The sequence below is a fragment of the Novosphingobium profundi genome, from assembly GCF_020524485.1.
Classification (GTDB): domain Bacteria; phylum Pseudomonadota; class Alphaproteobacteria; order Sphingomonadales; family Sphingomonadaceae; genus Novosphingobium; species Novosphingobium profundi_A.
Map to the genome: position 1 here is coordinate 208,662 of NZ_JAIVLF010000001.1, position 24,014 is coordinate 232,675.

General features: G+C 67.5%; 18 protein-coding genes. 7 read left to right on the forward strand and 11 right to left on the reverse strand.

Annotated features, from left to right (window positions below):
* Nucleotides 1-24 precede the first annotated feature (24 nt).
* A complete protein-coding gene (locus tag LC060_RS00920) occupies nt 25-1,182 on the forward strand; it encodes a cytochrome P450 (protein WP_226633565.1) in 1,158 nt (385 codons plus the stop codon).
* 119 nt (nt 1,183-1,301) lie between these two features.
* Nucleotides 1,302-1,982, forward strand: a complete 681-nt coding sequence (locus LC060_RS00925; protein ID WP_226631945.1) for an SDR family oxidoreductase — start codon at nt 1,302-1,304, stop codon at nt 1,980-1,982.
* Between the two features lie 144 nt (nt 1,983-2,126).
* On the opposite strand, the gene LC060_RS00930 is transcribed toward LC060_RS00925, so the two are convergent.
* A complete protein-coding gene (locus LC060_RS00930) occupies nt 2,127-3,545 on the reverse strand; it encodes a sensor histidine kinase (RefSeq protein ID WP_226631946.1) in 1,419 nt (472 codons plus the stop codon).
* A complete protein-coding gene (locus LC060_RS00935; protein WP_226631947.1) occupies nt 3,535-4,200 on the reverse strand; it encodes a response regulator in 666 nt (221 codons plus the stop codon). The genes LC060_RS00930 and LC060_RS00935 overlap by 11 nt, the downstream gene beginning before the upstream one ends.
* A gap of 349 nt (nt 4,201-4,549) precedes the next feature.
* Here LC060_RS00935 and LC060_RS00940 point away from each other — a divergent pair, with 349 nt between their 5' ends.
* On the forward strand, nt 4,550-6,049 hold the full coding sequence (locus LC060_RS00940; protein WP_226631948.1) for an OprO/OprP family phosphate-selective porin: 1,500 nt from the start codon (nt 4,550-4,552) through the stop codon (nt 6,047-6,049).
* Nucleotides 6,050-6,184: 135 nt separating this feature from the next.
* On the opposite strand, the gene LC060_RS00945 is transcribed toward LC060_RS00940, so the two are convergent.
* Nucleotides 6,185-7,609: an MFS transporter gene (locus tag LC060_RS00945; RefSeq protein WP_226631949.1), complete on the reverse strand. Its 1,425-nt coding sequence runs from the start codon at nt 7,607-7,609 to the stop codon at nt 6,185-6,187.
* 261 nt (nt 7,610-7,870) lie between these two features.
* On the opposite strand from LC060_RS00945, the gene LC060_RS00950 reads away from it, so the two are divergent.
* Nucleotides 7,871-8,797 carry a LysR family transcriptional regulator gene (locus LC060_RS00950; RefSeq protein ID WP_226631950.1) on the forward strand — a complete coding sequence of 309 codons (927 nt, stop codon included), beginning with the start codon at nt 7,871-7,873 and terminating at the stop codon, nt 8,795-8,797.
* Between the two features lie 10 nt (nt 8,798-8,807).
* Here the strand turns inward: LC060_RS00950 and LC060_RS00955 are convergent, their stop codons facing one another.
* Nucleotides 8,808-10,985: a xanthine dehydrogenase family protein molybdopterin-binding subunit gene (locus tag LC060_RS00955; RefSeq protein WP_226631951.1), complete on the reverse strand. Its 2,178-nt coding sequence runs from the start codon at nt 10,983-10,985 to the stop codon at nt 8,808-8,810.
* Complete coding sequence (locus LC060_RS00960) at nt 10,982-11,428, reverse strand: (2Fe-2S)-binding protein (protein ID WP_226631952.1); 447 nt, start codon at nt 11,426-11,428, stop codon at nt 10,982-10,984. Before LC060_RS00960 ends, LC060_RS00955 begins: the two co-directional genes overlap by 4 nt.
* Before the next feature lie 138 nt (nt 11,429-11,566).
* Between LC060_RS00960 and LC060_RS00965 the strand changes: the two genes are divergently transcribed.
* On the forward strand, nt 11,567-12,772 hold the full coding sequence (locus tag LC060_RS00965) for an FAD-dependent oxidoreductase (RefSeq protein WP_226631953.1): 1,206 nt from the start codon (nt 11,567-11,569) through the stop codon (nt 12,770-12,772).
* Between the two features lie 24 nt (nt 12,773-12,796).
* Here the strand turns inward: LC060_RS00965 and LC060_RS00970 are convergent, their stop codons facing one another.
* The 6 genes from LC060_RS00970 to LC060_RS00995 form a co-directional block, all read right to left on the reverse strand.
* Nucleotides 12,797-13,603, reverse strand: a complete 807-nt coding sequence (locus LC060_RS00970) for an alpha/beta fold hydrolase (RefSeq protein ID WP_226631954.1) — start codon at nt 13,601-13,603, stop codon at nt 12,797-12,799.
* The gene (locus LC060_RS00975) at nt 13,600-14,997 is read right to left on the reverse strand and encodes an FAD-dependent oxidoreductase (protein WP_226631955.1); all 1,398 of its coding nucleotides are present in this window, start codon (nt 14,995-14,997) and stop codon (nt 13,600-13,602) included. The genes LC060_RS00970 and LC060_RS00975 overlap by 4 nt, the downstream gene beginning before the upstream one ends.
* 96 nt (nt 14,998-15,093) lie before the next feature.
* On the reverse strand, nt 15,094-15,462 hold the full coding sequence (locus LC060_RS00980; protein ID WP_148627307.1) for a hypothetical protein: 369 nt from the start codon (nt 15,460-15,462) through the stop codon (nt 15,094-15,096).
* Between the two features lie 25 nt (nt 15,463-15,487).
* Complete coding sequence (locus tag LC060_RS00985) at nt 15,488-17,956, reverse strand: TonB-dependent receptor (RefSeq protein ID WP_226631956.1); 2,469 nt, start codon at nt 17,954-17,956, stop codon at nt 15,488-15,490.
* Nucleotides 17,957-18,145: 189 nt separating this feature from the next.
* Nucleotides 18,146-19,216 carry a class I SAM-dependent methyltransferase gene (locus tag LC060_RS00990; protein ID WP_226631957.1) on the reverse strand — a complete coding sequence of 357 codons (1,071 nt, stop codon included), beginning with the start codon at nt 19,214-19,216 and terminating at the stop codon, nt 18,146-18,148.
* A 28-nt stretch (nt 19,217-19,244) separates the two neighbouring features.
* A complete protein-coding gene (locus LC060_RS00995; protein WP_226631958.1) occupies nt 19,245-20,696 on the reverse strand; it encodes an FAD-dependent oxidoreductase in 1,452 nt (483 codons plus the stop codon).
* Nucleotides 20,697-20,974: 278 nt separating this feature from the next.
* On the opposite strand from LC060_RS00995, the gene LC060_RS01000 reads away from it, so the two are divergent.
* Nucleotides 20,975-22,393 carry an MFS transporter gene (locus tag LC060_RS01000; protein WP_226631959.1) on the forward strand — a complete coding sequence of 473 codons (1,419 nt, stop codon included), beginning with the start codon at nt 20,975-20,977 and terminating at the stop codon, nt 22,391-22,393.
* Nucleotides 22,390-23,952 (forward strand): MDR family MFS transporter, encoded by a 1,563-nt coding sequence (locus LC060_RS01005; protein ID WP_226631960.1) that lies wholly within the window; start codon nt 22,390-22,392, stop codon nt 23,950-23,952. The genes LC060_RS01000 and LC060_RS01005 overlap by 4 nt, the downstream gene beginning before the upstream one ends.
* The last annotated feature ends 62 nt before the right edge of the window (nt 23,953-24,014 follow it).

Genomic DNA, 24,014 nt, shown 5'->3' on the forward strand with positions numbered 1-24,014 from the left:
GTTACGCGAAGGGAGAAGGCGGTGATGGAGGCCCAAGTGGACGAGCGCAAGTCGGCGGCGCTGGCCGAGGCGAACCTGCGTGTCGAGGACGGTGCGCAGAAAGTGACGACCTTTGCCGCCGCGCGTGAGATGCTGCGCCACACGCAGGTCCTGCAGGACGGAGCGGGCGCGGATGAAGTGGATGTGGGCGATCCCGAACAGGTCCCCGTCTTCTATCTCGACGGCAAGCCGCACAAGACCCGGCGCGCGGCAATTGCGCGCTTCTTTACCCCGCGCGCGATTTCCGAGCGGTACCAGGCGGTGATGGAAGCCACCACCGACCGCCTCCTTGCCGATTTTCGGGCGCGGGGTGAGGCCCGGCTTGACGAGATCAGCTTCGAGCTTGCGGTGGCTGTGGCTTCCAAGATCGTCGGGCTCTCGCAAAGCGATCCGCACGAGATGGCACCGCGTATCGCAGTGCTTCTGCGCGCCTCGTTCAACAACGCCAAGGGTCTGGCACGCTGGAAGAACCTGCTTCTGCGCTCGTGGTACGGGTACCGCTTCTACGTGAAGGACGTGCGTCCGGCCGTGCGGGTCCGGCGCGAGGAACCGGGCGAGGACATCATCTCGCAGTGCCTCGCCAAGGGCTATTCCGACAAGGCGATCATGATCGAGTGCATGACTTACGCCACGGCCGGGATGGTCACCACGCGCGAGTTCATCGTGATGGTGGCCTGGTACATGTTCGAGCGCGACGAATTGCGCGCGGACTTCCTCGCCGCCGACGAGGAGCGGCAGTTCGCCATCCTGCTCGAAATCCTGCGCCTCGAACCGATTGCCGCGCTGCTCTATCGCCGCTCGGCGCAGGACCTTCCCGAGACTTGCCTGGGCGCCTTGCGCGAAGGCGCGCGCTTCGTGGTCGACATGCGTGCGGTCAATGCGGACGAAACGGCGGTCGGGGCCTGCCCCCATGCGCTCGATCCCGACCGCGCCAAGGGGCAGCAGGGCACCTTCATGAGCTTTGGCGATGGCGCCCACCACTGTCCGGGCTGGCAGGTCGCGCTCCACGAGACGCGCATCTTCATTGACCGCCTGCTGCGCGTGCCGGGTGTTGCTATGGTGAAGCCGCCCGAAATGCTCTGGAACGCGCCCCTGATGAGCTACGAACTGCGCGACGCACAGGTGCGCTGCACCACACTCTGATTCACGGGCGATATCGGCGCTGCGATACGCCTCCTGCTTGTTCCCGGTCCCCCGCCATGGCTACCACGTAGGCAGACGTGGGGCGTCGTCCGGCGCCGGGCAGGCAGGGAGAAAAGCAGATGGCAGGCAGATATATCGTCACTGGCGGCTTCGGGGTGCTGGGGCGCGCCGTCTGCGCGCAGCTTTGCCGAGAAGGCCACCGCGTCGGCGTGATCGACATGGCACCGTGCCCGGATGGCTACGAAGGTCTTGCCGAGGGGGGCATCGATCTGACCGAGGCGGCCGCGGTCGGGCCCGCCGTGGCGCGAATGGTGACGGAACTGGGCGGGCTCGACGGCCTCGTCAATGTTGCGGGCGGATTCGTGTGGGAGCCGCTGGGGCCGGGTTCTCCGGCCACGTTCGAGCGGATGTACCGCACCAACCTGCACACGGCCACGACAACCTGCGAGGCGGTGCTGGAGACACTCGCGCCGGGCGGTGCCATCGTCAACATCGGCGCGGCGGCGGCGCGCGATGCGGGTGAGGGAATGGGTGCTTATGCGGCATCCAAGGCCGGGGTCATGGCGCTGACGCAGGCGCTTGCCGCGCAGTTGAAACCTCAGGGCATCCGCGTGAACGCGGTCCTGCCCACGGTCCTCGATACCCCCACCAACCGCGCAGATATGCCCGATGCCGATCCCGGCAAATGGATCGCCCCTGCCGCCGCAGCGCAGGTCATCGCCTGGCTGCTTTCGCCTGCGGCATCTTGCGTGACGGGAGAGGGAATCGCGCTCTCGATGGGGCAGGGAAAAGAGAATTGAGGAAGACCATCCAAGGGGCCATCGCCCCTTGACCCCCAAATGGGCGACCTCACCATTCCAAGCCAAGGTGGCGCGCGAAAGGTGAGGCGGACAGTTTGGGGAGCCTGAGGGCGCTGGCCCTCGGATATATCTTCCTGAAACCTTCTAGCTCCCTTCGGGAAAGGTGAGAGTGACGCGAAGGCCGGGGTGCGCGTTGGCGACTTCGACCCGGGCCTCCATGCGCCGCGCGGCCGAGCGCACAATCGCAAAGCCGAGGCCACTGCCGCGCGTGCCCACGCTGCTCTCCAGCCGCACGAAGCGCGCACCCAGCCGGGCAAGGTCGGTTTCCGAGAGGCCCGGGCCGGTGTCGCGCACCGAGATCGTGCCCGGCGCGGTGATCGCGACGGTGATCGTCGCGTTGCGCGCGCTTGCGCCGTAACGGATCGCGTTGTCGATCAGGTTGGCGAGGATCTCGAAGACCAGCGTACGGTGGCCGGGCACACACACGGCGCCCGCCTGCGGGGCTTCCAGCACGAGGTCGATGCCGGCATCGATGGCCTGGCCGATGTGGCGATTGACCACGGCGATGGCCACTTCGCGCAGGTTCACCTGCTCGCGTGCCGTGGGGACGCCCGCTTCCTCGGCCCGGGCCAGAACCAGCAGCTGGGTCATCAGGTGTTCGAGCCGCTCGGTCGCATCGGCGATGGCGGCAAGGGCCCTGGCATCGCCGCGCCGGGCGAGTGCGACCTGGACTTTCAGTGCCGAGAGGGGCGTGCGCATCTGGTGCGAGGCATCGGCGGTGAAGCGCCGGATACCGGCTGTGGCCTGGTCGAGACGCGCAAGGAGGCTGTCGAAGGCTTCGGCCAGGGGGCGCAGCTCGCGCGGCAGGGGCCCGGCATCGAGCGGGGAGAGGTCGGGCGCGCCGTGTGCCTTGCGCCGGGCGACGGCATCGCGAAGGCGCGCAAGCGGGCGCAGGCTCCAGCTGAGGGCGGGGCGCAGGAGGAAGACAGCGAGGCCCACCAGCACGGCTTCGCCCAGGACCAGCGCGGCAATGAGACGGTGGCGAAGGGCCTGGCGGTGCCCCAGCGTCTCGCCCACCTGGACAAGGACCGGATCGGAAAGGCCGGGCAGCGGGCGGCGCATCTCGGCAAGGCGCAGGCGCAGCCCTTGATACGTGACGTAGCGGAAGGCCGGTTCGCTGCGCGGCAGGTCGGTGATGTCCTCGGGAGCGGGCAGGTCGCGGCGTCCGGACAGCGTGCGCGCGCCCAGGGCGAGGCGGTAGGTGACGGTATCGCCCTGAGGCGTTTCCAGCATGGCAAGGGCGGCCGGATGGAGCGGAAACACGAGCAGCTTGCCATGTTCGACCTGCACGCTTTCGGCGATCGCGGCGAGCGCCCCGCCCAGCACGCGGTCGTTGCCTGTGCGCACCACGCGCGTGACGATGACCGCACCGATCAGGGCAAGGACGATGGCGACGCCCGCCATAGGGGCAATCATCGCCAGCAGCAGGCGGCTACGCAGGGCAGGCGTGCGCGCGTCGGCTTCGGGGGCGGCGCCGGTTTCGCGCTGCGGTTCAGCGGGCATCGAGCATGTAGCCGATCCCGCGCACGGTGCGGATGCGCGGGCCCTCGGGCCCCAGCTTGGCGCGCAGGCGCGTAACGTAGACCTCCAGCGCGTTCTGCCCGACCGGCTCATCGAAACCGAAGACCTCGCCTTGCAGGATCTCGCGCACCACGATCTGCCCAGCCCGAGTGGCCAGGGCATCGAGTACGGCGGCCTCGCGGCGGCGCAGGTCGAGCGGGCGCCCAGCGAGGCTCGCCTCGCCGGTGGAACGGTTGACGGTTAGCGTGCCGATGGTGACTTCGGGGGTCGGATCGCCCCCGCGCCGACGACCAAGGGCGCGCACGCGGGCCTCCAGTTCCTCGGGCGCGAAGGGCTTGCGCAGGTAGTCGTCAGCGCCCAGATCCAGTCCGCGCACGCGGTCGTCGAGCCCATCGCGCGCAGTCAGCATCAGCACCGGAACGCGCGCGCCGCGGCGGCGGAGCGTGCGCAGCACCTCGAAGCCGTTGATGTCGGGTAGGCCCACATCGAGGATCAGTGCGGCGTAAGGCTCGTGGGTGACGAAGAGGAGCGCGTCCTCGCCGCAGGAGACATGATCGACCGCATGGCCGGCACCGCGCAGCAGGTCGCACAGGCTGCGGGCAAGCAGATCATCGTCTTCGACCAGCATGATACGCACGCGGGGGTCTTTCCGTGAAAGGTTCGCGACAGGCTGGGGACTTAGCGCAAGCGGCTCCGGAGCCCGGCTGGTGCGGCGTGTGCGGGCGGGAGGAGTGTCAGCCTTGCGTCCATACCTGCGTTTCTTCCGGTCCTTGCGTCCTTCGAGGGAGGGCGCGCGCCCTTGCGCGCAAGTCCTCGACAGACGTGCTCTTAGCGCGCGGTTGGCCGTGCACGAAGCGGAGTATCTCCCTGATTGCGCGGCCTTGCGTGCCTTTCCTGCAAGCGTGCGGATGCGTCTTGCCTCCTTCTTCCAGGCGCCCGCCGGGTCACCCGCGCGGCGCCGTTTCAGTCCAAGGAACCCTCTCTCCATGCGAATGCTGAAATGCGGTTGTGCGCTCGTTGCGATTGTGGCGGCGAGCCCGTCTCTCGCCCAGACCGCACCTGCGGCCCCCACCCAGGAGACGCTCGCCGACCTGGTGCGCCGTCAGGCGGCGGAGATCGCCGATCTGCGCGCGCGGGTCGAACAGCTGGAAGGTCGTGGGGCTGACAGTACCCCCGAGGAGGCCCCGGATTCGGTCATTGTCGTGTCGGCTGAGGAGAAGGACAGCGGCCTGGGCGCGAACGCGCGCGTCGTCACGCTGCCCTTTGCCCCCCAGCTCATCACGCCAACCCCGGTCGAGCGCGACATCGTGCGCGCGCAGGCGGCAAAGGACGCGGGTGTCACCACCGAATGGGGGGCGGGGCTTCCCGTGTTCCACTCGGCCGACGGGCAGTTCAGCTTCAAGCCGCGCGGACGTATCCTCAGCGATGTCGGCACGACATTCGGTTCGGACCACGATGCGCGCAACATCACCACCACGGGCATGCGCTCGCTGCGGCTGGGCTTCGAGGGCGGGGTGGGCACCCACCTGTTCTACCAGCTCGAGGCGGAGCTGGGGCAGAGCAAGGTGCAGATCATGGCCGCCTCGCTGGGCTGGCGCGACAACATCAGCGCGAAGACCAGCTTCGACGTGCAGGCGGGCAACCTCTTCAACGACCGCTCCTTCGATGGCTCCACCGGCTCGGATTCCACGCCCTTCATGGAGCGCAGCGTGGTTGCCGATGCGATCGCGCCCGAGCGGGGGTATTTCGGCATGGGCGCGATGGGGCGGCTGTATTTCCCGGCGGGCCACCTTGCGGTGACGGTGACGGGCGACACCGTCGATGCCGACCATACGCAGAGCGACAGCCGCACCGCGATGGCGCGCCTGCATCTCAATCCGCTGCACTCGGATCGGGGGCTGCTGCACGTCGCGGCCTGGGGCTTCGACGAAGCGCTCAACGGTGCTTCGCGCACGATCTCCCCGAGCACTTTCGTCGACACGCGGTTCAACGGCGCGCTGCGCGTCCAGAGCGGCGCGCTGACAGGGGCAACGGGCACCACCGGCTATGGCTTCGAACTGGGCGGATATCAGGGGCCGGTCTGGTTCATGGCCGAAGGGGGGGAGCGGCGCGCGCGGCTTGACGGGGGCCGTCCTGATTTCCGCACGCGGGCTTACAGTCTCTCGGCCGGGTGGTTCGTGACGGGCGAACTGCCGCCCTATAACCCGCGCGTGGGCAGTTTCGGGCGTCCGCATGTCCATGCGCCGGTCTTTGATGGCGGACCGGGCGCGATCGAGCTCACCACCCGCTACGAGCAGGTCTCCTTCCGCAACCTGCCTGACCCGGCGGACGGCTGGTCCGAGACGCTTGGCGCCAACTGGTACCTCAACAGCTTTACGCGCATCCAGCTCAACGCCGTCTACTGGAGCGTGACCGACGCGCTGCCCGCCTATGCCGGTACCGACAAGGGCGAGACGCTGGCCGCGCGCTTTGGTGTTACATTCTGAAACATGGCTATCGCCTGTTGAACACGCGTCTTTCGAAAAATTGACAGGCGAGGGGCGCTCTTGACCTAATCGCATTCAGGTCAGGGAGCCCCACCCGTGTTTCGACGCCCACCTGCTCATGTCCGACTTTCCTCTTCAACCGGCTGCCGCGGCGGCCGTTCCCTCGCTGTCGAGGCCGACGTCCTGGATGGCAAGCGGCGTCTCGGCCACGGTTTCGACAAGGTCGGGCTCGGTCAGCGTGTAGCCGCGCAGCAGGAAGATGCTGAGGAGCGGGGCAAGGGCGGGAATGATCGCAAAGCAGATGCGGATGGCGAAGACCGCGCTGGTGCTCTGGGCCTGCGCGGCGCCCGTACTCGAGGCGGCGTACCCCATGGCCGAGAGGGTCGCGCCCATGATCATCAGGCCGCCCGCGTTCGAGATCTTGTCGACGAAGCTCATGAAGCCCGAGAAGGCGCCCTCGCGCCGCTGGCCCGAACAGATGAAGTCGTAGCGCACGGCATCGGTCAGCATCGAAGCGGCGAGCAGCACCACCCCGCTCATCGCTGCGCCGATCACGGTGGTGCGCAGGCCAAGCACGATCATCGTTTCGTGGGGACCGGCAAGAACCCAGCTCAGCACTGCAAAGCCGTAGATGGCGAGCGCGGCGATATAGGCGTTCTTCTTGTCGAAACGGCGCGAAATGCGCAGCCAGGCGGGCAGGGCGAGGATGTTGCCCGCGGTCAGGAAGACATAGAACAGCCCCAGCCAGGCATCGCTTCGTGCAAGGACGTAGCGGGTGAAATAGGCGTTCGAGACACTGGCCGTCGCCACGCCCACCATGAAGACGATGTGCACGAAGACCATGATGCGAAAGGGCTGGTTGCTCCAGGCAATGCGCAGCTGGTCGGCAAAGCGGCCCGGATGGTTGGCCTCGGCGTTGGTGGCCCGTGCGCGCAGGAGGAGCGGGATCGAACCCAGCGCGAGTGCGCCGATGAGACCGGCCAGTACCCAGCCCATCGCGGCATGCCCCGCGCGGCCCGCCCCCCAGCTCTCGAGCAGCCAGGACGGCACCGAGGAGCCCAGAATCTGGCCTGCGAAACTGCCGTAGGTCTTCCAGGCAAGGATGCTGGAGCGGGCGTGGTAATCATCGCTCACTTCCACGATCATCGCCGTGCTGGGCACGGTGTAGAGCGAGAAGGCGGTGCCGTGGAGCGCCAGCATGACGCCGATCCAGACCAGCAGCAGTGGCTGGCTCTCCCAGGCCGGGGCGGCGAAGATGCCGACGATGGAAAGCGGCATCAGCAGCCCTGCGGCAAACAGGAACGGCACGCGCCGTCCCCAGCGGGTGCGCGCGCGGTCGCTGGCGTAACCGGCAAGCGGATCGACGAAGCCGTCATAGATCTTCACCAGCGCGAAGAGCGTGGCCGCGATCCCCGCCGAAATCGCGAGGTTGTCGGTCAGGAAGCGCAGCACCAGCACTGCGATGACCTGGTTGGCCGCCATCATCGCGGCCCCGCCGATGGCAAAGCCCAATACGACCGAGCGCTGCGTTCCGGCCAGCTGGCCTCCTGCCTGTTTCATCGCGTTCCCCCTCACTGTGTGGGCGCGCGCGGAAGGCCCTTGCAGGGGCGCTGCCGCCGTGCGCGCTCTCGGGGAAAAGGAAGCCACAGGAGGCCGGGGAATGCCACTGGGGCGAGGGCCGGTGCAGGCCATCTCAGGTGCGCTGCAGATCCGAAAAATAATGTTTAAAAACAATGTATTGAATGGGAATTTCAACTTCGCAAGGCACGAAATCGACGACAGTTACTAGCAGATATGCCGGCATGGCATGAAGGGGGAAGCATGGACACGCGCAAGTTCGACTACTTCATTTCCGTCGCGGAAACGGGCAGCTTTTCACAGGCCGCTGTCAGTCTGCGCCTGTCACAACCCCTCCTCAGCCGCCAGGTGCGCAACCTCGAAGAGGAACTGGGATTGCCGCTGTTCTACCGCAACGGGCGCGGCGCGACCTTGACCGAGGCGGGGCGCTGCCTGCTCAAGAATGCGCGCAACGTGCGCGAGGCGATCGATGCGACCTACAGCGAGCTTAGCCAGCTGCGCAATCTTCTGGCCGGGACCGCCGCGATTGGCATGCCCACCAGCGTGGGCCGGGCGCTCAGTGTCCCGCTCGCCCAGCACTTCAGCTCCGAATTGCCCAACGTGAAGCTGCACCTCGTCGAGGGGCTGTCCAGCGACATTGCCGAGCGGGTGCAGCAGGGGCGGCTGGATGTCGCTATCCTCTATTCGCCGATCCGCAGCCAGAACATGCTGTGCGACCCGGTGGTGGAAGAGCAGCTGGTGCTGGTCAGCAAGCGCGGCAGCGGACCGGCGGGCCCTGTCTCTTTCGAGGACCTGACCCAGCTTCCCCTCATCATGACAGGGCCCCACCAGCAGCTGCGCCGCGACCTGGAGAAGGCCGCTCGGGCGCGCGAGGCCGAGCTCCAGATCGCGGTCGAGATCGACGCGCTGGGATCGATCCTCGAACTGGTCGAGGAGGGGCTGGGCCATGCCATCCTGCCGCCGGCCGCACTTCTGCGTGACGAGGGTATGGAGCGCTTCGATGTCGTGCGCATCGACAGCGACCTTGTCCGCCGCACGCTCTACGTGGCGACCGGCCCGCAGCGTTCCGATGCGGTGCCGAGCCACAAGCTGGCGAGCCTGGTGAAGGAAAAGCTGCTGGGTCTCACCGGGCGTAACACCTGGCAGATTGTCGAGAGCCGCAGCGTGTGACGCGGCGCTTTCAGGCAGAGGCAAAGACCGGGAAGCGGGTGACCGGCGCCATGCCCATCCGCTCCAGGGCATTGATGACGGCAGGCGCGCCGGGGACCGAGCCGGGCTCGCCGATGCCGGAAGGCCTCTCGGCGCTTTCGACCATGTGGACTTCAATGCGGCGGGGCATCTCGTTCATGCGCAAGAGGCGGTAGCCATCGAAATTGCCCTGCCTGGCCGCGCCGTGATCGAGGTTGATCTCGCCGTAGAGCGCGCTCGAAAGGCCAAAGCCGGTGCCGCCTTCGACTTGCGCGCGCACGGTGTCGGGATTGACGGCAAGGCCGCAGTCGACCGCGCTGACGATCCGCTCGATGCGAAAATCTTCCGGGCTGCCGCTGAGCTCGGCAACTTGCGCGACGCAGCTGCCTTCCGAGCGGTGGACCGCGACACCGCGGGTGATGCCGCGCGGCGGCGGGGTGTCCCAGCCCGCCGCCTTGGCCGCCACGCGCAGCACCTGCGCCTGGCGCGGCTCGGCGCCCAGCAGGGCGAGGCGGAAGGCCACGGGGTCGGCCCCGGCGGCGCGTGCCAGCCGGTCGACGAAGATCTCCTTGGCCACGCCGGTGTGGTTGTTCGAGATCGAGCGGTAAGTCACGACAGGAACTGCTGCGCCTGCATGGAAGAAGCGCAGGCGTGAATGGGGATGGTCGTAGAGGTCGTGAAAGTTGCCTTCCAGCACGGTGATGTCGCGATAGGGCGGCTTGGGGTAGGGGGTGTTCCCGGTGACCGACTGGCCCGCAAGGCGCATGTCGAGCGCGAGCAGGCGTCCTTGCGCATCAAGGCCCCCTTGCATCGCGTAGACCATCAGCGGACGGTAATGTCCCCCGCGCATGTCGTCCTCGCGCGTCCAGGTGAGCTTGATCGGGTACGATGCACGCGCAGCCTTCAGGAGCTGGGCGAATTCGACCACCCAGTCGCCCGTGAACCCGGCGCGGCGCCCGAAGCTGCCGCCTGCGGGGACGGTCTCCAGTTCGACAGCTTTGGCCTCGATCCCCAGGATCGCAGCGACCTGCGCGCGGTTGTCGGTCTGGGTCTGGAAGCCGCCGCGCAGTTTGCAGCGGGTTCCATCGAAGCGGCCCAGCAGCGCGAGCGGTTCCATCGCGGCATGGGCGAGGTAGGGGAAGGTGAACTCGGCCTCCACGCGTGTGGCTGCGCGCGCCAGCATGGCGGCGGGATCGCCGCGCACGTCGTCCCAGCTGGGCGCCTGCCGGTCCATGGCGGCGCGGTGGTCGCGCGCGATCTGAGCATCGCTGCGCGTCTCGCCCTCTTCGTCGGACCAGGTGAGGGTGAGCGCGTCGCGCGCGCGCAGGGCATGCCAGGTCGTGCGCGCGATGACCGCGATGCCGGACGGGATTTCGACCACCGCCTCGACACCGGGCATCGCGCGGGCGGCCCGCGTATCGGCATGGAGCAGGCGGGCGCCAAAGCGGGGGGTGCGCGCAACGACCGCGTGGCGCATGTCGTCCCAGGCCCCGTCGATCCCGTATTTCGTCTGGCCCGTGACCTTGCCGGGCATGTCGGTGCGGGGCGTGTCCCGGCCGAGCAGGCGCCAGGCCGAACGCGGCTTGAGGGCCACCTCTTCGGGCACCTCTTCGTCGCCTGCGGCCCTTGCGAAGTCGCCCAGCGTGGCGCGGCGCGCGCCGTGGGTCAGCACGCCATCGCGCAGGGAAATGGTCTCTACAGGTACGCCCCAACTGCGCGCGGCAGCGGCGAGCACCATGGCGCGGGCGACGGCGCCTGCGCGCCGCAACTCGTCCCAGCTGTTGGCGAGCGAGGTCGAGCCCCCGGTCGCCTGACGCTGGAACATGTGGTTGGCGTAAGCCGTATCGCTGACCGGTGCGCCTGTAACCCGGACTTTCGTCCAGTCGGCGTCGAGTTCTTCGGCCACCAGCGAGGCAAGCCCGCTCCAGGTGCCCTGGCCCATGTCGAGATGCTTGGAAAAGACCGTGACCGCGCCATCAGGCGCGATTTCGAGGAAGCGGCGCACCAGTTCGTCGCCAGGCACCTGATCGGCGCGGAACAGGCTCTCGCCGAAGGGATGGCCCTGGCGGTGGACCTCACGCGCGCGGCTGGTCTTCGGGACCAGTCCCAGAAGCAGGCCACTGCCCGCCATGACCACGAAGGCGCGTCGGGAGGTGGCAAGGCCGGTCATACGGCGGCGTCCAGCACGGCGGCGCGGATGCGCAGGTACGTCGCGCAGCGGCACAAGTTGCCGCTCATCACCGCTTCGACCGTTTCGGCATCGCCGTAGCCTGCCTCCAGCAGCGCAATGGCGGTCATGATCTGGCCGGGCTGGCAGTATCCGCACTGGGCGACCTGGTGACGCAGCCAGGCCTCCTGCACCTTCTGGGCGGTTGCGCCGGTGACGCCTTCGATGGTGACGATGGAGCGGCCTGCGGCTTCCTCCAGCGTCACGCTGCACGCGCGCGCGGGCTCGCCGTCCATATGGACCGTGCAGGCGCCGCAGTGGCCCGCGCCGCAGCCGAACTTGGTGCCGGTAAGCCCGGCCAGATCGCGCAGCGCCCAGAGCAGAGGCATATCGCCTTCGGCGTCGAGCCTTGTGGGGTTTCCGTTGATGGTGAGTGTGATGGCCATGCTGGGGGCAGCATGCGGGGGGCAGGGCTAGCCGGTCAAACCGGGAATGGCGCCAGGAAAGGCATAACTGGAATGATTTGCCTTGCCGGGAGCAGGCTTACACCTTGGCGGCGTAACGAGGTCTTTCAGGGGGACAAGATGGCAGCGAACGGGTCCGGGAGTGCAGGCGCGCAGGATGCCGACATCCTCATCATCGGGGGCGGCATTGCGGGGCTGACAGCGGCGCTCGGCCTCATCCGCCAGGGCCGCAAGGTGCGCCTGTTCGAGCAGGCCGATGCGTTCGGCGATGTCGGGGCGGGGATCACGCTCAGCCAGCCCGCCAGCCGGGGTCTGTTCTCGCTCGGCCTGCGTGAGGCCATCGAGGCGGCTGCCGACATTCCGGTGCGCGCAGGCGGTGCGGACTGGCGCACTGGTGAGCGGTTGGGCGGTCCTGACCAGATGGCGATTGCGCGCGAGCGCGGCGACATTCCCTATTTCTACCAGCTCCACCGCGCCGACATGCACGCGATCCTGGCGGACGCGGTGGCCGCCGCCGATCCCGAGGCGATCACGCTCGGCGCGCAGATGACCCGTCTGGAGCAGGACGCGAGCGGAGTTACCGCCCACTTTGCCGATGGTTCGTGCGTGCGCGCCCCGATCCTGGCAGGCGCGGACGGCATCAATTCGCGCGTGCGCGCCGAACTTTTCGGCGAGGAAAACCCGCGCTTTACCGGGCAGGTGGCCTACCGCTTCCTCATTCCGTTCGAGGACGTCAGCCACCACATGCACCTGGGCCCTTCCGTCAATTATCTGGGCCCCAACCGGCAGGTGCTGGTCTACCGCATCCGTCATGGGGCGGTGGTCAACGGGGTGGCCTTCGTGAAGACCGACAGCTGGATCGGCGAGGGCTGGTCGACCCCGGCCGATGTCGAGGAACTGCTGGAGAAGTTCGAGGGCTGGAATGCGGACGTGCGCGGGCTCATCGCCAGCGCCCCGCGCGAAGGCACGCGCAAATGGGCCCTGTTCGACCGCGATCCCTTGCCGCAATGGACGGTGGGCCGGGTAACCCTGATGGGCGATGCCGCGCACCCGATGCTGCCCTTCCTGGGGCTGGGCGCGGCGATGGGGATCGAGGATGCGGTGGTTTTCGCGCGCAGCCTGGGCGAAACGGCGGATCCGGTCGCCGCGCTCCAGCGCTACGAGGCAACGCGGCGCGAACGCGCGAACTGGGTGCTGCTCGCCTCGCGCAAGCAAGGCGAGATCAACCAGTCGGGCGACACCTCGCGGCGGGGAAAGCCCGATCCCCGGCATGAAACGCTGATGACCTACGATCCGGCCACCACCGAGATTGCCGCCTTCGCCTGAGGCTCGCGCGGCGGGAGCCGCAACCTAGAGGCTCTGCACGAAGTCGGCGACGGCCTGTGCCCAGGCTTCGGGCTGCTGGTCGACAATGTCGACACCGCCGCCGTCGAGCGCCACCCAGGCGAAATCAGGGCGCAGTTCGTGGGCCTTGCGCGCATGGTCGTGGATGATGTCGCCGGTGTTGGTGAGGATCAGCGTGGGGCAGGCGATGGCCGCGAGCGTCTCTTCCTGACGGTACTGGAAGGCGGCGTGGTGGCCATGCCAGTAGGCGCCCTGGCCCTCGAAGGCCATGACCACGTATTCGCTGACCCGTTCGGGCGCGACCGTGCCAGCGGCAAGGCGCGTGCGCGCGGCGTGTACGGCAGCGAACTGGCCGCCGTCGGTCTGGGCGGTGATCGTGCGTTCGCGCGGATAGCCGTTGGCGAGGAACTCGGCACGCTCCTCTTCGGTCAGCGGCATGGGTCCGTTGAGGACAAGCGCGTTCACCCGCTCCGGGAACTGAAGCGCGACTTCGGTGGCGACAAGGGCGCCGGTATGGTGCCCCAAGATCGTCGCGGAACCGTGCCCCAGCGCATCAAGGACAGGGGGCACGCAGGCCGCCCAGTCCTCGACGCGCGGTGTGCCCTCGACAGGATCGGACATGCCAAAGCCGGGCATGTCGATGGCCACGGCGTGAAAGCCGCGTCGCGCCAGTGGCTCCAGCACCCGGTCGTACTGGGCCGAGGTCATCGGCGCCTGGTGGAGGAGCACGATGGGCAGGCCCTGACCTTCGTGGCGGTAGTGGATCTGGCCGTAGGGCCCGACTGCATAGCCGCGCGGCGCCCAGCGCGTCACGCCAGGACCTCACGGCCGAGCTTGCGCCCGAAGGTGATCGCCGAGGAGACGATGGAGCCGCTGAGGAAACCATGGCCCAGGAACCCGATGCCGATCACCTCGCCCGCAGCGTAGAGCCCCTCGATGGGATCGCCGGTGGTCGAGACGACCTGCAGGTCCTTGTTGACCTGAACGCCGGGGTAGCAGCTGATCGAACAGCCGTAGTGGCGCACCGCGTAGAAGGGGCCGCGCGCGATGGGGGCGGGCAGGTGCTGACGGCGCCACATGTCGCTGCCGACGGCCTGGCCCGCGTTGTAGAGCGTGACCGTCTGCGTCAGGGTCTTTTCCGGGAGGCCGCAGAGGCGCGCGAGTTCGCCGATGTTTTCGGCCACGACGAAGTCCTCGTTGTCGCCGCGTAGGAGTTCGTCGAGCTGTTCATCGCTCCAGCGGAAGACGGGCGGGGCTTCCTCGCGGATGCGCTCGTCCCAGATCATCCAGAAGGCCCAGTTCGGCTGGGCCATGACCGCGCGTTCGCGCGCATCGATGCTGGGCTCGTCCTCGGGCATGAAGCGCTCGCCGTGCGCGTTGACGTAGATCTCCCAGGGCGGACGGCGCGAGGGCAGGATGTCGCTGTGGATCCAGGCCGAGGCCGGACTGTCGAGACGCCGCGTGCCGCCAAAGGCGGGCAGGCAATAGTCGGTAAACCACAGGCGGCCTCCGGCCGTGCGCACCGGGTCGATGGCATCGCCGCGCACGGTCTCGACATGATAGCGAAGCGGTACGAGGCCGTGGAGTTCCTGCCAGTGCCGCGCGCTGCCGCTGAAGCCGCCGGTGGTGAGGATGACGGCCTTTGCGGCGATCTCGCGCACCTCCTCGCCGCTCTTGGCCACGATACCGCAGACCTGCCCGTGATCGAGCAGGAGCTCGCAAAAGCGTGTGCCGGTCATGAGAGTGAGGTTGCCGTTCGCCACGGCCTTGTCGATCTGCGCCTGATAGGCCTCGATCAGCGAGAAACCCTGCTTGGTGCTGCGGTAGGTGCGCGGGCGGTCGTAGAGGTCGTGCTCGGGGGCGAGCACGGCTTCGCCCGGATCGCAGGTCCAGCCGATCGCGAGCAGCCACTCGATCATGTCGCCCGCTTCGTCGACCCACAGGCGCAGAAGTTCGGGGTCGCCGGTGCCATGGTTGATGCGCAGGCAATCGGCGAAGTGCGCATCGGCGCTGTCCTCCACGCCTGCGGCCTTCTGGAGCGAGGTGCCCGCTGCGCTGATCGAGGCGCTGGAGAGGTGAAGGGTGCCGCCGATCTCCTCGGCGGCTTCGACCAGCGCGACGCGCAGGCCCCGCGCGGCCGCACCAAGCACCGCGGGCACGCCAGCGGTCCCGGCTCCCACCACGAGGACGTCGAATTCGTTGTGCATCTTGGGGGCTCTCCCGGGTATTTGCCGTGCGGGCTGGTGCTGCGCGGATGAGGGACAGGCCCGGCGGTCCCTGTCGGGAGGACCGGGCCTGCGGGCTTACATGTTCCTGGAGAAGTCCATTTGCTTCACATTGGCGCCGCCGCGCCGTTCCAGTGCGCCGAAAGTGCGCTTGATGAAGATGTCACGTTCTTCGGCCCAGGCGGCAAGGTCCTCCTCGCTCGGCTGGTACTGCTCGATGTCGGCGCTCGAGACGCCGACCTTTTCGAGCACCTTCTCGGTCACCATCAGGCGGCGGCGCATGGTCCACATTTCGGCGCCCAGCGCGACGACGACGTGCATCAGGTTGTCCACGACCTGCTCGGGAAACAGCGAGATGTTGTCCGAATCCGCGAAGATGAAGTCGTCCTCGGCAGAAACGAAGCCGGTTTCGGCGTCTGTATCGCGGGATGCCTCGGTTACACTCATGGCAGTTCTCTCTTCTTGAAGGGGATCAGAATTCGTAGCTGAAGCGGATGCCCAGCCGGCGCTTTTCGGGAAGCGCGATGCGGATGTCGTTGGTGGCCAGCGTGACGAGGTCGGTGCCGCGAAAGCCGGTGAGGGTCTGTTCGTTGAACAGGTTGGTGGCGAAGGCCTCGAAGGAGAGGCCGTTGTCCTGGCGCGCGCCGATACGCAGGTCGACCTTGTCGTCGTTGCGGCTCCAGGCCGCGTTGTAATAGTCGACGTACTGGCGTCCGCGGTGGCGGTAGTCGAGCCGGGCATAGCCCCACCAGTCCTGGGCAACCGGGTGCTCGTAGCTGGCCGACGCGGTCCAGGTCAGGCGCGGCACGCCCGAGAGGCGGTTGCCGGTGGCATCGTTAGTCCCCGCGATGTTGAGGCACTCGGCGCACACGAAGCTCTTGATCTCGGATTCGGCAAGGCCGAACGAGCCGCTGAGGCTGAGGCCTTCCATGGGCGAGACATCGCCTTCCAGCTCGATGCCCCACAGGTCCACCGCGCCGATGTTCTCGGTGACGTTGATGAGGTTGATGGTGGGCGAGCCGTCCGGATAGTAGGTGTAGCTGTTCGCCACCTGCCCGCCGCGGTACTTGTCGATGTAGATTGCCGCGCGCAGCGAGGCGCGCCCGTTCCAGAACGCGGTCTTGATGCCCGCCTCGTAGTTGTCGAGCCGCTCTTCATCGTAGGTCGCGCCCGCCGAGGTGGCGATCTGGGCCTGCTCGGTGGGCGTGAGCGCGCCGTAGCCGTCGTTGAAGCCGCCCGGACGATACCCGCGCGAGAACAGGATGTAGGCGGTGCTGTCGGGCGCGAAGGCGTAGTCCAGCGTCACGCGCGGCGAAAAGCTCTTGAAGGTGGCCTTGGAGACCAGCGGTTCGGGGTAGTAGACGCCCGAGCTGCTGGCGAGGATCGAGCTTTCGATCTTGTCCCACTGGTAGCGCCCTTCCGCGCCGATGGTGAGGTCTTGCGTGATGTCGAAATAGAGCGCGCCGAAGATCGCCGGGGTCTTGGGCTTCTGGTTGCGCAGCGTGCTCGAGTTGCCGCTGCCAAAGACGTTGAGCCCGTAGATCGCGCCGTTGTCGTAGTCGGCGGTGAAATAGCTTGCCCCGAGTGTCCAGCGCAGGCGGTTCGTCTGCGCCGAGGTCAGGCGGATTTCCTGGCTGAAGTCGCTGATGTCGGTCTGGTAGTTGAGCAGCCAGTGGTTGAACGAGGGCGCGCCCGGGATGATCCCGAAGTTGGGGTTGGGATAGCCGCTGGTGTCGCGGAAGGTGAGGTCGAGCGCGGTCTGGGTGCGGTCGGTGTGGTAGGCCGTGATCGAGCTCAGCAGCATGCCGTTGCCCATTTCCCAGTCCATGCGCAGATCCGCCTGCACCGTCTGGCGCTTGAGCCCGGAGCGTGGGTTGAACGAGGGATCGAAGATCGTGGGATAGCCATCGACGTTGTCGATGAGGATGCCATAGGCGGTCTCGTCGAGGTCGTAATTGCCCCCGATCAGCGCCTCGGGCATGCGGTTGGGCAGGGCCCCGCACCAGTAGCTGCCCGAGGTGCCGCCAAGGTCACAATTGAATTCGGTGTTCTTGAGCGCGGCCTGCGCAGGCGGACCGTCGTGCATCTCGCCATAGGAGAAGAAGCCGGTGATCTTGAGGTTCGAGGCCGGCTCGAACAGCATCTGCGCGCTGACCACATCGTTCTTGCGGTCGCCGAAGGTCTCGTTGGGATCGCCCGAGTTCGTGTACTGACCGCCTTCGAAGACGTGGCTGCCGCCTACGCGCAGGGCCAGGACCTGGTCGATGAGCGGGAACTCCACGCTGCCCGAAACCTGGTTAGAGCCGTAGTTGCCGTACATCGCCTTGATCCGGCCACCGAATTCGTAGGAGGGGGCCTTGGTCACGAAGTTGACCGCGCCCGAGAAGGTCGAGCGGCCGAAGTAGGCCGCCTGCGGGCCTTTCAGGACTTCGACCCGGGCGACGTCGTCGATCGCCGGAACGGAGGAGTTGATGACCGGCGCGCCGTCGATGAAGACGAGGCCGCCCTGCGAGATCGGCGTGACGTTGGCGAGGAACAGGCCGCGGAAGGTCAGGTTGTTGATCGAGCGGTCGTTACGCCCCGAGCCTCCGCCCGCCTGGTTCTGGAACTGGAAACCGGGCGAACTGTCAGAGATGTCGTTGAGCGACTGGATGTCCTGCGCCTCGAGCGATTCCGCGGAGAAGGCGGTGATCGCGAGGGGGACCGATTCGAGGCGCTCCTCGGTACGGCGCGCGGTGACGAGAATGGCCTCGCCGCGCGTGGCCTGGGCGGGCTCGGCAGCGGGTTCGGCGCTGGGGCCCGACTGCGCGAACGCCGCGCCGGGCAGCAGCGCGGCGCCTGCGGCCAGCGCGGTGGCGAGTGCGGGAACGGCGGCGGCGGCGCGCAAGGTACGGCGGCGGTCGGTGCGGCGTTTCTCGATACGGGTCGTGATGGACTTCATGGTTACGCTTACCCCCCTCTTGGTCGTGTCTCTGGTCGTGCCTTTGGTCGTAGTTGTGCCTCGGTCGTGTCGAATGGCGTGCGGATGCACAGGTCCTCGCGGGGCCGCGCAGATAGCGGCCCCGGGTGTTCCGGGAATGCAGGAAACCCGCCGGGGCCTGGACCGCCCCGGGGGTTGGGATGTGGCGCTCTATTCGGGCTTGCGCGCGATGTAGCAGGCGATGCCCCAGTGCCGGTTCTCGCCCTTCTCGACCTCGAAGCCGGCTTCGCGCAGGGTGTCGAGGAAGTCCTTCTGGCCGAACTGGTGCGACCAGCGCTCGGCGTTGTAGACGTGGTCGATCCAGCCCATGAAACGGCGGTAGGGATCGTTCGAGCGGGCACGCCCGGTGTGGAAATCGGTCACGTCGAAGACGCCGCCCGGACGCAGGATGCGGAAGACTTCCTTGACGATGTCCTTCGCGCCCTGCTCGGACACCTCGTGGAAGAGGATGTAGGCCGCGACGATGTCGACGCTGTTGTCTGCGAACTTGGTGTCCTCGGCGAGGCGCTGGGCGAAGTGGACAGGCGTTCCCAGTTCCACCGCGCGGCGGTGGGCATAGCGCACCAGCGGCCCGCCGACGTCGAGGCCCCAGACCTCGGCCTCGGGGAAGGTCTCGGCAAGCGCGACACTGAGGCGGCCGATGCCGCAGCCGATGTCGACGATGCGTTCGATCTTGCCGTCTTTGGGCTTTGCCAGCGTCTCGGCAATGCCGAACTGGAACTCGTCCTCGTTGTTCTGGCCCTTGTAGAAGGTGTTGGTGCCGTAGTGGTAGAGCGGCCCTGCAAAGTCGTTGCCGGTGTAGCCGCCGGGCTGGATGTGGATCTCGTGCTTGACGTAGTCGGGCATGTCCATGCCGGTGTTGAGCTCCAGCGTGCCCGGGCCCTTGTCGTCCACGTCCTGCATGTCGGCGTGGTAGAAGTCCTTGTGCTGCTCGTAGTGGTCGAGCACGTTCTGCCACATCAGCTGCTGGCTGGAGAGCCAGGCGCGCACGCGCGTGGCGATCACCGGATCGTCGTGGAACTGGTCACGGAAGGCATCGAGCGGGGCGTCCTCGGCGTTGATGCGCAGGTCCGCCATGATCTCGTCGGCGCGTTCGCGCGCAGGCTTGTCGAGATCGTTGTAGGTCCAGTTGCGAAAGCCCAGGACGAAGTCCGAGTAGCTTTCGACATCGAGACTGCGCACGCGGCGGTTGCGCTTGGAAAATCCGCGGTCGGTCAGCATGGAAGGTCTCCTTGAAAGGCGCGTCCGGTCATGCCGGGCTCTGTGCGGCGATGTGGGTGGGCGATGCGGTGGCGGCTGCCGCGGAAAGGCGCTCGCCCAGCAGCCTGCCGAAGGTGAGCGCGGAGGACATCGTCGATCCGCCGAGGAACACCGCGCCAAAGACGCCCATGCCCAGCACTTCGCCTGCGGCATAGAGGCCGGGGATCGGTGCGCCGTCTGCGTCCGTTACGCGAAGCTCGCCGTCCACCGTAATTCCGCCCCATGTCACGACCGAGGTCGAGACATGGCGGACTGCGTAGAACGGGGCCTGGGCTATGGGGCAAGGCATGTGTTCACGCCCGAAGGCGTCCTCGCCGCTTTGCTGCCCTTCGTTGTAGGCGGCGATGGTGGCCTCCAGCGTGGCCGCGTCGAGCCCGCATTTTGCGGCCAGTTCGGACACGCTGGCGGCCTCGACGAAATCGGGGCTCTGCGCGAAGGCGCGCGCGACCTTTTCCGGTTCCCACCGGAACAGCGGCGGAGCTTCGGCCCGGATGCGCGCATCGTAGATCGTCCAGAAGGCCTGGCCCGGCTGGGCGCGCAGCGCGCGCTCGCGCCCGTCAGGGCTGGGCAGGTCCTCGCGCATGAAGCGCTGGGCCTGCATGTTGACGTTGATCTCCCAGGGCGCGCGCATCGAGGGCGCGACCATCGAGTGGATCCAGAAGGTCCCGGGGGCATCGATGTCTTCCGAGGCGCCATAGGTGGGCAGGAAGTTCTGCGCGTGGGCAAGGATCGCGCCCGCCGCTTCGGCGGCCAGGTGCCCATCGCCCCGGCAGGTGGGCCAGGCGTAGGTGCGATAGGGGGTGCCGGGATGGAGCCGCTCCCACAGCGCGGCATTGGCGCCGTAGCCCCCGCAGGCGAGCACCACGTTATCGGCGCGAAGCGTGGTCTGCGATCCATCGGCCCTGCACACCTCCACGCCGACGACGGCGCCCGTGGCATCGCAGGCCAGCGCGGTCATGCGCGTTGCCAGCCTGAGCTCGATGCGCCCTTGCGCGACCAGTTCGAGGACCATGGGGACAAGCGTGTCGACAAGGTCCTTGCCCCCGCGCGGCGGGGTGAAGGTGCGGGGCGCGTCATAGGCTTCATGCGCGGCGCTGAAGGTGGGCATCTGCTCGCCGAAGGGGACACCTTCGCCATAGAGCCAGTCGATGGTGGCCCCTGCATTGTCGGTCCACAAACGCAGCACATCGTCCTGCGCGGTCCGGCCGCCGATGGTGAGGCAATCGCGGTAGTGGCGCTCGGCGCTGTCTTCGATGCCCTTGGCGGCCTGCGCCTTCGTGCCGCTGCCCGCGATACTGCCACCTGTCAGGTGCAGCGTGCCGCCCAGCTCCTCGGCGGCCTCGACCAGGATCACCCGGGCCCCGCCGCGCGCGGCCGTGATCGCCGCGGGAAGTCCTGCCGTGCCGCCGCCGATGATCGCGATGTCCCAATGCTCTGCCATGGTCGCCCCCCCTGCAAGGCTGCACGTCGTGCCGCGCCGTTCGGACCGGGCCGAAAAATCAACGGGCCAGTCCGGGTCAAATCCCCATGGCATGGAGCGTAAGTCGCAAGGCAAGGTTGGAACAATAGTCGAAATAGGCATATCTAAAAGGCCCTCTGGACATGCCCAATTTAGTGGAAAGCGTCCCGCCTCTTCATATGCTTGAGCCCTGATTGGAGGCTGCGTGCGCCATCTGGCGTGCCCCTTTCTTCCTACCTTCAGCGCGAAAGGCACCGTCCATGAACAGGCGCGATTCGTCCCCCTCCTGCGAGCAGGCCGACCCGGCACGGATAGGCCCGATTGTCCTGGCCCAGGGGGTCCCGGTGCGGGAGGTCTTCGTGTTCCTGTTCATCACCGGGATCGCGGTGATGGTCTCGGCCTTCATCAACCTGATGCAGCCCTACGTCTTTTCCGAAATGATCGGCATCGCGCCTGAGCGGCAGGGGCGGCTCGCGGGCCAGCTGATGACCGTGCAGCAGGCCGTTGTGCTGGTCTGCGTCAGCTTTGCCGGCGCGCTCGCCGACAAGATCGGGCGCAAGGCGCTGCTGGTCTTCGCGCTGACCGGCTACAGCCTCGCGGCCGTTGCCTATCCGCTGGCGGGCGGTGTCGTCACGCTGTTCGTCATCCGCTTCTTTTTCGGCATTGCCTCGAGCACCCACACCGCAAGCGGACCGCCCAAGTTCTACGACTATGTCGACAACGGTTCGCGCGGGAAATTCATGGCGCTGGTGATGATCTTCTACGGGCTCATCAACATCCTCATGGTGGGCGTGATCGGGGGCGCGCTGCCCGGCTGGCTGAATGCGGCCGGGTATGACGTGGCGCAGGCAGGCACTTTTGCGCTCTGGCTGTGCGGCGCGGTGGGCTTTGGCGCAGCCATCATCACCGCGCTGTTCCTGCTGCCCGACAGGCCCGAAGGCCCGCCGCCGGGCACCGTGCGCGCACCGCTGATGGCGCGCGGGACAAGCGGCTTTCGCGACCTTACCCGCAATTTCGGCCGCATCTTAGGCTACACCCGCACCAACCGCCGTTTCGGCGTCCTGCTCCTGACCTCCTTTGTGGTGCGCACCGACGAGGCGGTGGTGGGCTCCTTCTTTGCGCTGTGGATCACGCTGCGCGGCGCGCAGGAGGGCGTCTCGACCACCGAGGCGCTGGCAATTGCGGGCACGGTCATGGCGTTGATGCGCGTTTCTTCCTTCGTCGTGCCTCCGATCCTGGGCCCGATCCTCGACAAGGTGGACCGTCTTTTCATCTATATCCTCAGCCTCGTGCTGGTGGGCGCGGCGTTCCTGTGCGCACCGTTGGTCGACAGCGTGACGGGCTGGGGCATCTTCATCCTCGCGCTGTTCATCGGCCATGCCGAGAGCACCCAGACCATCGCCCAGCAGGCCCTCTTTGGCGAAGAGGCGCCCGCCGACCTTCGCGGCACCGCCTATGGTCTCCTCGCCTTCTTCGGGACGGTGAGCGTGGTCGTGGTCTCCTTCGTCGCGGGCTACCTCTTCGACATCATCGGGCTGACCGCGCCCTTCGTGATGATCGGCGTCCTGCACATGATCTTCTCGGTTGCGGCGCTGGCGTACCTTGGCGTGTGCCGCCGGCGCGGCGGTGCACCGACAGCGCTCGAGGATGGCGCGGCCTCTGTCGGAGTGAGCGGATGAGCGCGGCGGATAGCGTGGAGGTACAAGCGCAGGGGCGTCTGCGCTTCTGGGTGACGCTGGTGGGGCTTTTGATGACCACCGCGCTCGCCTCGCTCGACAATTTCATCATCAACCCCGCGCTGCCGCTCATCGTCAGCGAGTTCGGCGGGCTGGAGCGCCTCTCCTGGGTGATGACCGCCTTCATGCTGGCCTCGACGGTGACGATGCCGCTCTACGGCAAGTTCAGCGACATCCATGGGCGGCGCGCGCTGTTCACGGTCTCGATCACGTTCTTCCTTCTGGGCTCCCTGCTGTGCGGCCTGGCTGGCTCGATGCTCCAGCTGATCCTCTTTCGCGCGGTGCAGGGGCTGGGGGCAGGGGGCGTGCAGGTGCTGGCGATGACGACCATGGGTGACATCGTCAGCCCGCGCGAGCGGCCGCGTTACCAGGGCCTCTTCAACCTCACCAATCTGCTCGCCGGGATTGCCGGGCCGGTGGTGGGAGGCGCGGTGACGCAAGTCTGGGGATGGCGCTGGGTGTTCTACATCAACCTGCCGATTGGCGCGCTGGCGCTGGCGGTCCTGTGGTTCGTCCTGCCGCGCCGTCTTGCCCATCGCCGCGAGCACGTGATCGACTTTCCCGGCATTGCCCTGCTGGTGGTCGGCACGGTCAGCTTCCTGCTGCTTTTGGGCGCGCTGGAGGGAACACGCGCGGCCTCTGTCTGGGAAATGGCGGGCATGGCGCTGGCCTGCATCGGCGCCTTCGCGCTGCTGGTCTGGCAGGAGCGGCGCTCGGCGGAGCCCATCCTCGCGGTCGGTATGCTGGCGAACCCGGTCTTTGCCCGCACGGTCCTGTCGAGCGCGATGATCGGCCTCGCCTTCTTCGGCTCCTCGGTCTACCTGCCGCTGTTCTTTCAGATGGTGGGCGGGCTCTCCACCGCGCAGTCCGGGCTGATGCTGCTGCCTCATGTGATCGCGGGCACCGCGGTCTCTCTGATCGGGGGGCAGATCATCGCGCGCACCGGACGCTACAAGGCGCCCATCGTGGGCGGCATGGCGCTTCTGGCCTGCGGGTTTTTCTGCCTCGCCGCCGTCACGCGTCTGGAGCTAGGACTGCCCGCCTGGATCGTGAGCTGCATGATGATGGGGGCAGGCGGCGGGCTGTGCATGCCCAACCTGATGGTCGCGCTCCAGAACACCGTCCCGCGCGAGGACCTGGGGCTTGGCACCTCCTCGATGCAGTTCTGCAACCAGCTGGCGGCCGTGGCCGGAGTGGGCATTGCCGGGCTGATCCTCTCGCAGCAGATCCGGGCAAATGCGCTCGCCTGGTTCCCGGCCGAGCGGGTGGAGGAGGTCGTCAGCCAGGGCGCGGTGCTGGCGCGCACACTGGGCCCGGAAGGTCTCTCCCGCCTTGCGCAGGTCTACGAGAATGCCTTCCTTGTGAACTTCGCAATGGGGGGCGTGCTGACCGTGCTGGCCGCGCTGGTCGCCACGCGCATTCCCCAGATCCGCCTGTCCGAGCGGATCGGAGGCGGCCCTGCTCCAGCCCGTTCGCCCGAGGCTCCGGTCGCCGCACGCTGACCTCCCAGGCCCTGCGCGCGCGAAAAAGCCCGGAAGGATCTCTCCTTCCGGGCTTTCCCGTG